The organism is Alteromonas marina, from assembly GCF_000808575.1.
Taxonomy (GTDB): domain Bacteria; phylum Pseudomonadota; class Gammaproteobacteria; order Enterobacterales; family Alteromonadaceae; genus Alteromonas; species Alteromonas marina_A.
Genome location: NZ_JWLW01000017.1, coordinates 53,799 through 66,042, shown reverse-complemented (window position 1 = coordinate 66,042; position 12,244 = coordinate 53,799). Strand labels below are relative to the sequence as shown.

General features: G+C 42.9%; 11 protein-coding genes. 4 read left to right on the top strand and 7 right to left on the bottom strand.

The window, feature by feature from the left end:
- Positions 1-62: 62 nt before the first annotated feature.
- Together RJ41_RS10455 and RJ41_RS10450 are read right to left on the bottom strand one after the other, a co-directional pair.
- A complete protein-coding gene (locus RJ41_RS10455; protein ID WP_039220256.1) occupies positions 63-716 on the bottom strand; it encodes a CoA transferase subunit B in 654 nt (217 codons plus the stop codon).
- A complete protein-coding gene (locus tag RJ41_RS10450) occupies positions 716-1,423 on the bottom strand; it encodes a CoA transferase subunit A (RefSeq protein WP_039220254.1) in 708 nt (235 codons plus the stop codon). The genes RJ41_RS10455 and RJ41_RS10450 overlap by 1 nt, the downstream gene beginning before the upstream one ends.
- Positions 1,424-1,545: 122 nt before the next feature.
- Here RJ41_RS10450 and RJ41_RS10445 point away from each other — a divergent pair, with 122 nt between their 5' ends.
- Positions 1,546-2,430 carry a LysR family transcriptional regulator gene (locus tag RJ41_RS10445; RefSeq protein WP_014949521.1) on the top strand — a complete coding sequence of 295 codons (885 nt, stop codon included), beginning with the start codon at positions 1,546-1,548 and terminating at the stop codon, positions 2,428-2,430.
- Between the two features lie 34 nt (positions 2,431-2,464).
- Here the strand turns inward: RJ41_RS10445 and RJ41_RS10440 are convergent, their stop codons facing one another.
- A complete protein-coding gene (locus RJ41_RS10440) occupies positions 2,465-3,223 on the bottom strand; it encodes a membrane protein (protein WP_039220252.1) in 759 nt (252 codons plus the stop codon).
- Between the two features lie 94 nt (positions 3,224-3,317).
- Positions 3,318-4,022, bottom strand: a complete 705-nt coding sequence (locus RJ41_RS10435; RefSeq protein WP_039220250.1) for a sensor histidine kinase — start codon at positions 4,020-4,022, stop codon at positions 3,318-3,320.
- A gap of 208 nt (positions 4,023-4,230) precedes the next feature.
- On the opposite strand from RJ41_RS10435, the gene cysB reads away from it, so the two are divergent.
- Positions 4,231-5,205, top strand: a complete 975-nt coding sequence (gene cysB / locus RJ41_RS10430; RefSeq protein ID WP_039220248.1) for an HTH-type transcriptional regulator CysB — start codon at positions 4,231-4,233, stop codon at positions 5,203-5,205.
- Between the two features lie 87 nt (positions 5,206-5,292).
- Here the strand turns inward: cysB and RJ41_RS10425 are convergent, their stop codons facing one another.
- The 3 genes from RJ41_RS10425 to pabB all read right to left on the bottom strand — a co-directional run bounded on the left by RJ41_RS10425 (position 5,293) and on the right by pabB (position 8,895).
- Positions 5,293-6,666, bottom strand: a complete 1,374-nt coding sequence (locus tag RJ41_RS10425) for an L-serine ammonia-lyase (protein WP_039220246.1) — start codon at positions 6,664-6,666, stop codon at positions 5,293-5,295.
- Between the two features lie 153 nt (positions 6,667-6,819).
- The gene (locus RJ41_RS10420; protein ID WP_039220243.1) at positions 6,820-7,392 is read right to left on the bottom strand and encodes a CoA pyrophosphatase; all 573 of its coding nucleotides are present in this window, start codon (positions 7,390-7,392) and stop codon (positions 6,820-6,822) included.
- Positions 7,393-7,455: 63 nt separating this feature from the next.
- Complete coding sequence (pabB, locus tag RJ41_RS10415; RefSeq protein WP_039220238.1) at positions 7,456-8,895, bottom strand: aminodeoxychorismate synthase component I; 1,440 nt, start codon at positions 8,893-8,895, stop codon at positions 7,456-7,458.
- Positions 8,896-9,164: 269 nt separating this feature from the next.
- Here pabB and RJ41_RS10410 point away from each other — a divergent pair, with 269 nt between their 5' ends.
- Both RJ41_RS10410 and rmuC read left to right on the top strand, forming a co-directional pair.
- On the top strand, positions 9,165-10,694 hold the full coding sequence (locus tag RJ41_RS10410; RefSeq protein ID WP_014949528.1) for a fumarate hydratase: 1,530 nt from the start codon (positions 9,165-9,167) through the stop codon (positions 10,692-10,694).
- A gap of 233 nt (positions 10,695-10,927) precedes the next feature.
- Complete coding sequence (rmuC, locus tag RJ41_RS10405) at positions 10,928-12,217, top strand: DNA recombination protein RmuC (RefSeq protein ID WP_039220235.1); 1,290 nt, start codon at positions 10,928-10,930, stop codon at positions 12,215-12,217.
- Positions 12,218-12,244: the final 27 nt, after the last annotated feature.

The following is a 12,244-nucleotide window of genomic DNA, read 5'->3' as shown; positions in this document are numbered from 1 at the left end:
CGACATTGCTAAGCACAATTAAATGAGAAGCTCAATTAAACGCAGAGTTTAAATGAATTAGTTTAAAACTGCATTTCAGGTACATTGTCAGGAACAACGAGCTTTCCGCCCGTTTTCTCTTTAATTTCGTCAACGCTGACGCCCGGTGCACGCTCTTGAAGCACAAATGCACCGTCTTCAACACTCAGCACTGCTAAGTCGGTAATAATGCGCGTAATACAGTTCACTCCGGTTAACGGTAAGGTGCATTCGCTAAGTAGTTTTGGGTTACCGTGTTTGTCGGTATGGGTCATAGTAACGATGATGTTCTTTGCGCCAGCAACTAGGTCCATAGCGCCGCCCATGCCTTTAACGAGTTTGCCTGGTATCATCCAAGACGCAATATTACCTGACACATCAACCTCAAATGCGCCAAGTACAGTAAAGTCGACGTGGCCGCCGCGGATCATGGCAAAGCTCTCAGCGCTACTAAAAATAGACGCGCCCGTGATAGCCGTTACCGTTTCTTTACCCGCGTTTATCATATCAGCGTCAATTTCATTTTCAGTCGGGTAACGTCCCATACCCAAAAGGCCGTTTTCTGACTGTAGCATCACACTGATGTCATCTGGCACATAGTTAGCTGCAAGGGTAGGGATACCTATGCCTAAATTGACGTAATCGCCATCTTTAAACTCTTGAGCGACGCGCATTGCGATTTGTTCTCTACTAAGCATTACACTGACTCCTTGCTAACTACACGGCGTTCAATACGTTTTTCAAATGAACCTTGAATGACACGGTTTACATAAATCCCGGGAGTGTGGATCTCGCTAGGGTTCAATTCACCAGGCTCTACAATTTCCTCTGCTTCTACCACAGTGATTTTACCTGCAGTAGCGGCCATAGGATTAAAGTTTTGTGCTGTATGGCGATAAATACAGTTTCCGTAAGTATCTGCTTTCCATGCTTTTACAATGGCAAAGTCGCCAGTAATAGCATGTTCAAGAATATAAGGGCGACCGTTGAATTCTTTGACTTCTTTTCCTTCACCAACTGGCGTGCCGTAACCTGTGGCAGTGTAGAATGCAGGAATGCCAGCACCACCGGCGCGCATTTTTTCAGCCAGCGTTCCTTGAGGTGTAAGTTCAACTTCCAACTCACCGTTCAGCAGTTGTTTCTCAAACAGGGCATTTTCACCTACATAAGAAGAAACCATTTTGGCTATTTGCTTATCTTCCAATAAAAGGCCCAAGCCAAATCCATCTACACCACAGTTATTAGAAACTACAGTAAGTCCAGAAACGCCCATTTTCTTAATTTGGCCTATCAGTCCTTCAGGAATGCCACACAAACCGAAGCCGCCCGCAATAACTGTCATCCCATCTTCAAGGCCAGTCATTGCTTCTTCGTATGAGGATACAACTTTGTTAAATCCCGCCATTCTCTATCTCCAATGCATTTGTTAAAAATAAGTATCGACATTGTTGCTTCATTTGTAAAATCGAATTAATCTTGCAATTAATAAATATTGTTTATTAATAGATGGGCTCAGTTGAAAAATTTATGGATGTTTCATACCGTCAAATAAAAGCGTTTGTAGAAGTGGCAAAGTCATCAACCTTTGCTGAAGCAGCGGTAAATCTACATTTAACACAGCCAGCTTTATCATCGGCAATTAAAAAAATGGAAGAGCAGTTAGGCGGTAAGTTATTTCAACGCAATACACGCAATGTAAGTCTAACACCGGAAGGAGAGGTGTTGTTTCCAAATGCTTTGAGGCTACTGCACGACTGGGACAATACTTTTTCTGATATTCAAAATTTGTTTGCTATGGCGAAAGGGCAGCTTACCATTTGCGCTATGCCGTCATTTGCCGAGTCTCATTTACCAAATATCTTGTCAGTATTTCATCAACGAATTCCAAACGTAAACTTACGAATTGTCGATGTAGTTATGGAACAGGTAATTCATGAAGTTACTACTGGTCGTAGTGAAATTGGTTTCTCGTTTGAACCAGAGCGCAAAGATGGTTTAGTGTTTAAAAGCCTATTCGCCGATGAGTTTGTTGTTGTGACCAACAAAGCACAATCAGCCCATTTAGGGGACAAGTTGCATTGGCAGGATTGTCTTAAACTGCCATTAGTAATGATGAATAGGGGATCTGCGGTACGCCACTGGACTCAATCTAAGCTAGCACAATATGGTGAGTTAAATATAATCGCGGAAACCGGGCAGCTATCTACCCTCGGAAAGCTTATTCTAAATGGATTAGGTATATCCATTATGCCAGCGATTTGTAAAGCGCAAATGGAGGGATTGGGGCTAGTAACAAAAGAAATTAGTGACATGCCTCTGGTGAAAAATATTGGAATAATTCGAAACGCGCGAAAAGGGTTATCTCTGCCGGCTCAATCTATGTGGGACATGGCCGTAGCGCATTATGAGTGAAATAATGCGCTTTATTCTTAAGAAAAGGTTCGACCTACCACTTCTTTTTAGGTGCGAACAACTCGTCTAATTCGTCTCTTTCTTCTTCTTGCTTCTTGGCGCGATCTTTTTCGTTCACGCTCTTAAGGTTGCTTTGTATGTCGTGTAACCACTCGTTAAGTGTAGAAAGTTTAGACATTGAGTATTCATCTTGAGGGTTTTGATTTTCTAGTGCGTTTTTCGCCTTTTCAAAATACTGTCTGGCAGACCCAAGCATATTGGTTTGAAGCGCAGCGCGGCCGCGCTTAATCAATGTTTCTACATTTACTTTTACCTGCAAGCGTTCAAGCTGCTTATCTTCATCCATGAATACTTTAGAATCAATTTGACCTTTGCTGTGCTCAGAGCGAAGGATAATACGAAGTTTTTTAACCGCTTGAATATACTGAATAATCATTTTGTCGTTGTCGGGTAACGAGAACTCCGTCGTAGCGCCAGAGTTGTCAGAGAGTGCCGCAGCCGTCGCTTGCTCACTACTAGAAATTCTTTGCTTTAACTCAGCGGTGCTTGATAACTCGTTCATCGCTTTAAGTGCATTAAGAATACGATTATGAAGAATGCCCATAATACGTGAAGATACCGGCATATTTACACTTGCAGCGATAACGTTTTCCGTTTCATCGACAAGGGTACGTTGCTTAGCAAGTTCAGTACGTCGCTCCGCCTCTTGCTTTTGTCGATGTTGTTGTATTGCATTTATGAAAATAGCTGCAATAAGCAAGACAACAATTAAAATAATAATAATCACGTACATGCGTGTGTTTCCGTCTGTTTTTATTTCTTATAACGTCAGTTTTTTCTTAAACGCGAGCGTTACTTTCTGAATTATCTATTGTTATCGGACAATACTACGGTATTTTTACTTCAAATACACTTCCGCCGAAACATCCACCATTTGATAGGGCAATAGTGCCATATCTATCGCCTTGCGAATGCGCACTTGCAATAAGTTTGGCAAAGAATAGCCCCAAACCTGTCCGGCCTTGGCTTAATTCAAAGTCACACAAATCTTCGTGGCTTTTGGATAACATTTCGTCTGGGTAACCACTACCATCATCTTCAATTTTTAATGTCATAAAATCATTATCGTCGACATGCGCTGAAACAAGTATTTTTGATGTCCCATAGCGCATAGCGTTTATAATGACGTCGTTCAAAAGCAAATAAATTAACTCACTGTCCAAATACCAGCTCAAGTCTTCTTCAATATCAATGACTATATCAATATTTTTTTGAGCTACGTACAGCGCATTTGAGCCGATAACGTCTTCTACAAGATCTTTTAGAAAACTTTCGTCAACCGTTATGGGAAGGCTTTCTAGCTCTGCTCTGTATAAAGAGAGGATCTGAACAAGGTTAGTGTTAAGCCTAGACGCTTCATAATGAACACTGGCAACTTGTTCTCTTGCTTTTGTGTCCCGCGGAGAGAGGGTATCGCTTAGCGTTTCAATAGACTGAATCAAAAGAAAAAGTGAGTTTTTCATATCGTGTACAGCTGCAGCTAGTACCGATGAAAAATCAATTGTGGATGTAACCTGTTTACTGCTACTCATTAACTATTAAACGCCGTGCGACTATTTCACCCTAAACATACTGTAGAAGAGATTGAACAATGAAGGGCAAATTACGCGTAAATTTGTAAAAAAATAAACAAATTCAACTTTATAATGCAAATTTTGTAATAGCAACTAGTAAAAAACAGTAGTTTTGGTTATAACGGTGGGAGTAAAGTGTCAGTCTATCCTTTGAACGGTGTAAAATATGAAGCTACAGCAACTACGGTATATCGTAGAAGTCCTCAATAATAATTTGAACGTGTCGGCAACTGCAGAAAGTTTGTATACCTCTCAGCCTGGTATTAGCAAACAAGTTCGCATGTTAGAAGATGAGCTAGGCGTTCAAATTTTTGGCCGTAGTGGAAAGCACCTTACACACGTTACTGATGCAGGCAACGATGTAATTAATATTGCGCGTGAAATCTTGGCGAAAGTTGAAAGTATTAAAGCCGTGGCTAGAGAGCACACACTTCCTGACCAAGGTAAACTTAATATTGCGACTACCCATACGCAGGCCCGTTATGCATTACCTGATGTGATACAGGGTTTTATGGGCAAATACCCCAAAGTTTCACTGCATATGCACCAAGGTACGCCATCGCAAATTAGCGACTTAGCAGCTAAAGGCGAAGCTGATTTTGCTATTGCCACAGAAGCACTGCACTTATACAACGATTTGGTCATGCTTCCCTGTTATCACTGGAATCGCAGTGTAATCGTAAACAAAGATCATCCGCTGTCGAAAAAGGGCACTATCGATATTTCTGATATCGCAAAGTATCCATTAGTTACGTACGTTTTCGGTTTTACAGGACGTTCTGAGTTAGACCAAGCCTTCGAAAGGGCTGGGCTAACGCCAAAGATTGTATTCACTGCTACCGATGCCGACGTAATTAAAACTTATGTACGCCTAGGAGTAGGTATTGGCGTAATAGCCTCTATGGCCGTCAGTGAAGAACTAGATGATGACTTGGTAAAAATAGATGCGAGTCACTTATTCGATTACAGCACTACCAAAATTGGCTTTAGAAAAGGCTCGTTCTTAAGAAGCTACATGTATGACTTTATTGAACGTTTTGCGCCACACCTAACAAAAGACAAGGTCGAGAAGGCCATGATGCTGAAAAATAACGAAGAAGTGGAAAAGATGTTTAAAGGCGTAACGCTTCCAGTAAAGTAAACGTAGCGCTTGTTAAAAACGTTCATGTAAAAAGGGGCTATCTGCCCCTTTTTTGCAATTCACACACTATCTAGTTCGAACGAGACGCTAACATTCGATAATATTTACCGCGAGTCCACCTCGCGCCGTTTCTTTATACTTAGTCTTCATATCGTTACCTGTATCGCGCATCGTTTTAATAACCTTATCTAATGATACCTTCTGCTCTCCGGTTCCTCGCAATGCAAGGCGAGATGCGTTGATGGCTTTTATCGCGCCCATGGCATTTCGCTCAATGCATGGCACCTGAACAAGGCCACCAACAGGATCACAGGTTAGACCTAGATTATGCTCCATTCCTATTTCAGCAGCATTTTCAACCGAAGCGGCTGTGCCACCCATAATTTCCGCTAAGGCTCCTGCAGCCATTGAACACGCAACACCCACTTCACCTTGGCAGCCTACTTCAGCACCAGAAATCGACGCATTCTCTTTATAGAGAATACCAATAGCGCCTGCAGTAAGCAGGAAGCGGCTTGCTACTTCTTCATCCACTGGTCTGATAAATTTATCAACGTACTGTAGCACCGCTGGAATAACACCCGCTGCACCATTAGTTGGTGCGGTGACAACTCGACCTCCAGCTGCGTTTTCTTCATTTACTGCTAAAGCGAACAAGTTTACCCAGTCCATGGTCTGCATGGGATCGTTGGTATGTTCAGTTTGAAGACGACGATACAAGCCAGGAGCACGACGTACTACTTTCAAACCGCCAGGCAAAATCCCTTCGCTTTCAATACCGCGTTGTATGCAGGCTTTCATTACTAACCAGATATTATGAAGTTGTTGTTTAACTTCGTGCTTAGGCCTAAAAGTCGCTTCGTTTCGCAGCATTAATGAGCTAATACTCAAACCATTATTCTTGCACAACGCTAGAAGGTCGCCAGCGGTTTTGAAAGGAAAGGGAACAGATTCCTGCAGACTGGCTGCGTGAGCTTTAGTGGCGTCAAAGTCCTCATCTTTTATGATAAAGCCACCACCAATACTGTAGTAAGTTTGCTCTTTGACCAACTCGTCTTTTGAATACGCATAAAAAGTTAATGCGTTCGCGTGCTTTGGTAGTGTTTTTCGACGATGGAAGACAATAGCGTTTTTATTAGGAAAGCGCACTGACTTTAGGCCGTTAAGACAGAGTTTTTCGCTGTTGCGAATTTCTTCAAGTTTAGTTTCTATACTGTCTACGTCGACAACGTCGGGTAACTCCCCCAAAAGGCCCAAGATAACGGCTTTGCCAGTACCATGGCCGATACCAGTTTGACCAAGAGAGCCAAACAGTTCAACTTTCACGCTATCCACTGAATCAAAAAGCGCAGCTTCCTGAGCGAGTTCAGTGACAAACTCGGCGCCTGCTTTCATTGGTCCTACGGTGTGCGAACTCGATGGGCCAATGCCCACGCTGAACATATCAAATACACTGATCATAAACTTTAAAAATTAAAACAAAGTAATAGTAAGATCATGCATCCACCGCGTAAAAACCACAATACAGAAAAGCTAATAAAGGGATTAGTTTTGCTAATACGCTGTAAAGTTTAATTTATAGTACACACAAGAGCGGATAAGCAAATACAAAGGCTATGGGTGAATATGATGAGATAGATTGCGTAACATTGCCGCCGTTGCGCCCCATATCATACGGTTTTTCCATGGGATAAAGTAAATTGGAAATGCCTTTTTATCGCGATGCGTCGTGTGAACTAAATGATTTTTTCTGTCTAACACATGTGCCAGAGGCACCTCAAAAGCGCTTTCTACCTCATTTTTGTCAATAATCGGTGTAAAGTCAGGCTTTACAAAGCCAACCACTGGCGCGATTTCATATCCACTGATGGTTCGGTATCTAGGCAACATTCCTACTACGTCAACGTGGGTAGCGGGTAAACCAACTTCTTCTTCAGCTTCTCTAAGTGCTGCGTCAAAAAAAGAGTTGTCAGCTTCGTCGACCGCTCCGCCTGGAAAACTGATTTGACCTGGGTGATGCTTGAGGTGGTGAGCGCGTTCGGTAAGCAGTAATTGAAGCGAATTCCCGTAATCTATCAGGGGGATAAGTACAGCCGCAGGGCGTCCTGTTTTTCGCAACGGAAAATCTGGCTCGGTGTGGGGCTGCCTTAAGTGGTGAAACTGTGATAGGAACTCGTTCTTTGTCATAGATATTTGCTTACAACCTACATGCTTACCTTTCTGCTAAAACATTACATACAGCATACTATGCTATTGGTTAATTGATTCAAGTACTGGCAGTATTCTAGACACTTTATCAAGAGTTTCTTGATATTCTTCGCTAGAAACAGAATCTAGCACAATACCACCACCGGCCCAGCAATGTAATCGACGGTTCTCTGCCAGTACGGTTCTAATACAAATACTTGAATCCATGTCTTCACGAAAACCCATATAGAACACGCTGCCACAGTAGATATTCCGGCGGTGTGGCTCAAGCTCATCGATAACTTCCATCGCGCGGATTTTCGGCGCTCCAGTTATTGACCCTCCAGGAAATGCCGACGCCAGAAGGGATAAAGGCGAAGAAGACTCATTTAATTCACCGGTTACCGTACTTACTAAATGGTGCACAGCCTGATAACTTTCAAGAGCAAAGAGTGCAGGTACGTTTACCGAGTGAGGTTTGCAGTGCTTTGAAATATCGTTGCGCAGCAGATCTACAATCATAAGATTTTCTGCACGGTCTTTTTCTGCTGAGAGCAAGCTCTGTGCACTGGCTGCATCTTGTTGTTTGTCTTCAAATCGCGGGCGTGTACCCTTTATCGGTTTTGTTTCTACAACCCCATCTTTAACGCGTAAAAAGCGTTCTGGTGAAATGGAAGCAATACAACCTTGGGGAAGGTTATAAAAGGCTGAAAATGGCGCTTGATTTTGATTGCGTAGCTCACAATATGCTTGCCACATATCCCCTTCAAACGCTGCACTAAAACGTTGCGCCATATTTACCTGGTAGCAGTCACCGGCACGCAAATAGGCGTGTATTTTATCCAAACAAGCTTCATATTCCGTTTTAGACAAATTTGATTCGAACCGCGACGTTAACTTGAAATTTGGCTCAGATGTTTTGTCGCTGAACGAAGAAAAAACCTGAGTCAGCGGTTGACTATCAACCGAGCAATAATAGATGTAGCCTGTTTTTGTATCTTCAATAAGTGAACGAAGATAAAGGCCTACTGCGAAATCAGGGGTTTCGTAGTCATCTTTGGCGATGCTTGGCATCGTTTCATAAAAGCGCCCAGTGTCATAGCCTGCCATACCAGCCACACCGATAATGAAAGGGAGGTGCGATGTATTTACACTGGCATGTATCTGTACATTTGAAACGCGCGCATGTAAGTGTGCTTGCACCGCTTCAAAGGGGGGCAGTGTCAATTCCTGGCGCTTTGAAGTGTTTAGTTCGATGAGTTGAACCTTATCACCTTTTGCTTCGATAGCTGCACAAGGCGAAAATGCCATGATATTGAAGCGACCTTCACTTTTCGACGAACCGGAAGTATCTAGTAAAAGGGAGTATGGGTGTGTAGATACTCGCTTAAAAAGTGCATTGAAAACGGCTGCGTTCTCGTCACAATTTAGCGCTAATTTGTCGGCTAATTCCTCTGCAGTGAAACGGGAAACATGAACGTGAATAGTATCTGCGTGTGACATAGGTGTTTTCTGTACTTCTTTTTATCGTGGGCGTTTGGTGCTCGAATTAAGCACCAAACGTCCTTCTATTTCTAACTGGCGTTAACAAATAACGGCTAATAACCAGTGACATTAGGCTACTTTTTCTGATATCCCTTCAGCATAGTTTTTAAAAATGACTGGAATTAGCCACAAGCACATGGTTTTACATGGTGCGTTGTCTTTAGATGCGCTAGTATACGCTTTTTTAGCTAGCTAAGACCACGAAAGCCAAATAAAAAGAGGATGTCATGACCGTTATCCGTCAACAAGACTTCATTGACAGCATTGAAGATGCCCTGCAATTTATTTCTTATTATCACCCGCTCGATTACGTTAAAGCCGTAGAAGAAGCCTATAAGAAGGAAAAGAGCCAAGCCGCGAAAGACGCGATGGCACAAATTCTTATCAACTCACGCATGTCGGCAGAGGGTAAGCGCCCTTTGTGTCAAGACACGGGGATCGTAACCTGTTTTGTTAAAGTTGGTATGGGAGTGACGTGGGATAAAACTGACATGACCGTTCAAGAAATGGTTGATGAAGGTACACGTCGTGCATACCTTAATCCAGACAATCCACTTCGCGCCTCTATCGTTGCTGACCCTGCCGGTGCGCGTAAAAACACTAAAGACAATACGCCCTCAGTTGTTCACATTGATATGGTGGCAGGCGAAAAGATTGAAGTAATGATCGCGGCTAAAGGCGGCGGCTCTGAAAACAAATCGAAAATGGTAATGCTTAATCCAAGCGATGATATCGCTGACTGGGTAGTAAAAACATTGCCGACAATGGGCGCTGGCTGGTGTCCGCCTGGAATGCTTGGTATAGGTATTGGCGGTACGGCTGAAAAAGCAGCAGTACTTGCGAAAGAAAGCCTTATGGACCCAGTAGACATCCAGGAGCTTATAGAGCGTGGCCCGCAAACTACCGACGAAAAACTTCGCTTAGAAATTTTTGACCGCGTAAATAAGTTGGGTATCGGTGCGCAAGGCCTAGGTGGTTTAACGACTGTTGTTGACGTTAAGATTAAGTCGCTACCTACTCATGCTGCGTCAAAACCTGTAGCAATGATCCCTAACTGTGCGGCGACTCGTCACGCACATTTCTATTTAGATGGTTCAGGTCCAGCCGAGTTAACACCACCAAAGTTAGAAGATTGGCCAGAAGTAACTTGGGAAGTGAGTGAAAACACTCGCCGCGTTAACCTTGATGAAGTAACAAAAGAAGATATCCAAGAGTGGAAAGTAGGTGAAACGGTACTGTTGTCAGGTAAGATGCTTACCGGCCGTGATGCCGCTCACAAGCGCATTCAAACCATGATGGAAAACGGTGAAGGTTTGCCTGAGGGCGTTGACCTAACTAACCGCTTTATCTATTACGTTGGCCCTGTAGATGCAGTGGGTGACGAAGTGGTTGGTCCGGCTGGCCCGACAACGGCTACCCGTATGGATAAGTTTACTGACATGATGCTAGAGAAAACAGGCCTTATTGGCATGATTGGAAAAGCAGAGCGTGGTCCAGCAACCGTTGATTCAATTGCTAAACACAAAGCGGTTTATCTAATGGCAGTTGGAGGTGCAGCGTACCTCGTATCTAAAGCCATTAAGAAATCTCGTGTCGTAGCATTCGAGGACTTGGGTATGGAAGCCATTTACGAGTTCGACGTAGAAGATATGCCGGTAACCGTTGCAGTAGACAGCACGGGTGCCAATGCTCACAAAAATGGTCCGGCCATTTGGAAAGCAAAAATTGAAGAGCTTGATGCCTCGCTATCTAAATAGAGAGGAAGGCAAAACTTAAGATAAGCCGTTCTGCTTAAGAAAGCTAATTAGGTTTTTCTTCACAGTACAAAAAACGGGTGCAATAGCACCCGTTTTCATTTGTGTAGTTTCATTTTTTCAAAGGTTTACGTGCTAGACGTTTTGCCCCAATTTCATTTTAAATTTATACCAGTTGGTATATTTATCTGATTTTGTTTATAGTGCTGTACAAAATAACAGTATGAACGTGCACTATGTTAATTAACCTTATTTCTAGCGAACCCATTTCCTTTCTAATAGCCTTCGTAAGTGTGTGTGCTTTTTCACTTTATTCATTTATTCGAGGCCAGGCGAATGCCACCAAGATAGCGCAGCTTTCGCAAATCAATGAGCAGCTACAAAATGATTTGAATAGCGAGCGTATTGCAATTGCCAAGCTTCAAGCACAAAACGATGTGCACCAAGCAAGAATTCAGGCGCTTCATACTGCGCATGAAGATAAGCTTGCGTCTATGAATGCATCTGAACAACGTCTGCAGACTCAGTTTGAGAATTTAGCAAACCGTATCTTTGAAGAAAAACAGCAGCGATACACGCAGCAAACCAAACACAACATAGAAGCTGTACTTGCACCGTTTAAGAACGAATTAGAGGGCTTTAAACGCCAAATAAATGAGCAACATATACGTGAAGGCCAAGAGCGAGCTTCACTTAAAACAGAAATTTTAAGTTTAAAAGCCCTTAATCAGAAAATAACTGAAGAAGCCGCTGCACTCACCAGTGCACTTAAAGGTGATAATAAAAAACAAGGAAACTGGGGCGAGGTAGTGCTGGAGCGTATTCTGAAGGAGTCGGGTTTACGCGAAGGGCATGAGTTCGAAACTCAAATGTCTGCGACATCAGACCAAGGCAAGCGTTTCCAACCAGACGTCGTAGTTCATTTGCCCAACGATAAAGACGTAATTATTGACTCAAAAGTAAGTCTTGCCGCCTATGAGCGTTATTACAATTGCGACAATGAAACCGAGAAGGCGCAATATTTAAGTCAACATGTAGCATCCATAAAAGGCCACATTAAGGGCCTTGGAGCAAAAGACTATCAAACCTTACAAGGCATTAAAACGCTGGATTACGTTTTGCTGTTTATCCCGATAGAACCTGCATTTCTTATCGCAGTTGAAGAAGAGCCCGAATTAGTCACCTTGGCACTCAATCACAACATAATGTTGGTAAGCCCAACAAATTTACTGGTTGCATTAAGAACCATTAACAATATTTGGCAATATGAATACCAAAATCAAAATGCCCAGCTAATTGCTGACCAAGCGGCAAAGCTTTACGACAAGTTTGTTGGCTTTATCGTTGACATGGAAAAGGTAGGAAAGTCTATGGATAGCGCACAAGCAAGTTATGAGCAAGCTATGAATAAATTAACTAGCGGGCGAGGGAATATCGTAAGGCAAATTGAGAAATTTCGTGAGCTAGGGGTGCAACCGAGTAAAAGGATGTCTCAGCACTTACGGCAACTTTCTAACGACGATTAAAAAAGGCCGCGATTGCGGCCTTTTTTG

Excerpts from the sequence above, each read along its gene's own strand:
- RJ41_RS10455 (WP_039220256.1), bottom strand. The coding sequence starts at position 716 with ATGCTTAGTAGAGAACAAATCGCAATGCGCGTCGCTCAAGAGTTTAAA.
- RJ41_RS10450 (WP_039220254.1), bottom strand. The coding sequence starts at position 1,423 with ATGGCGGGATTTAACAAAGTTGTATCCTCATACGAAGAAGCAATGACT.
- RJ41_RS10445 (WP_014949521.1), top strand. The coding sequence starts at position 1,546 with ATGGATGTTTCATACCGTCAAATAAAAGCGTTTGTAGAAGTGGCAAAG.
- RJ41_RS10440 (WP_039220252.1), bottom strand. The coding sequence starts at position 3,223 with ATGTACGTGATTATTATTATTTTAATTGTTGTCTTGCTTATTGCAGCT.
- RJ41_RS10435 (WP_039220250.1), bottom strand. The coding sequence starts at position 4,022 with ATGAGTAGCAGTAAACAGGTTACATCCACAATTGATTTTTCATCGGTA.
- cysB (WP_039220248.1), top strand. The coding sequence starts at position 4,231 with ATGAAGCTACAGCAACTACGGTATATCGTAGAAGTCCTCAATAATAAT.
- RJ41_RS10425 (WP_039220246.1), bottom strand. The coding sequence starts at position 6,666 with ATGATCAGTGTATTTGATATGTTCAGCGTGGGCATTGGCCCATCGAGT.
- RJ41_RS10420 (WP_039220243.1), bottom strand. The coding sequence starts at position 7,392 with ATGACAAAGAACGAGTTCCTATCACAGTTTCACCACTTAAGGCAGCCC.
- pabB (WP_039220238.1), bottom strand. The coding sequence starts at position 8,895 with ATGTCACACGCAGATACTATTCACGTTCATGTTTCCCGTTTCACTGCA.
- RJ41_RS10410 (WP_014949528.1), top strand. The coding sequence starts at position 9,165 with ATGACCGTTATCCGTCAACAAGACTTCATTGACAGCATTGAAGATGCC.
- rmuC (WP_039220235.1), top strand. The coding sequence starts at position 10,928 with ATGTTAATTAACCTTATTTCTAGCGAACCCATTTCCTTTCTAATAGCC.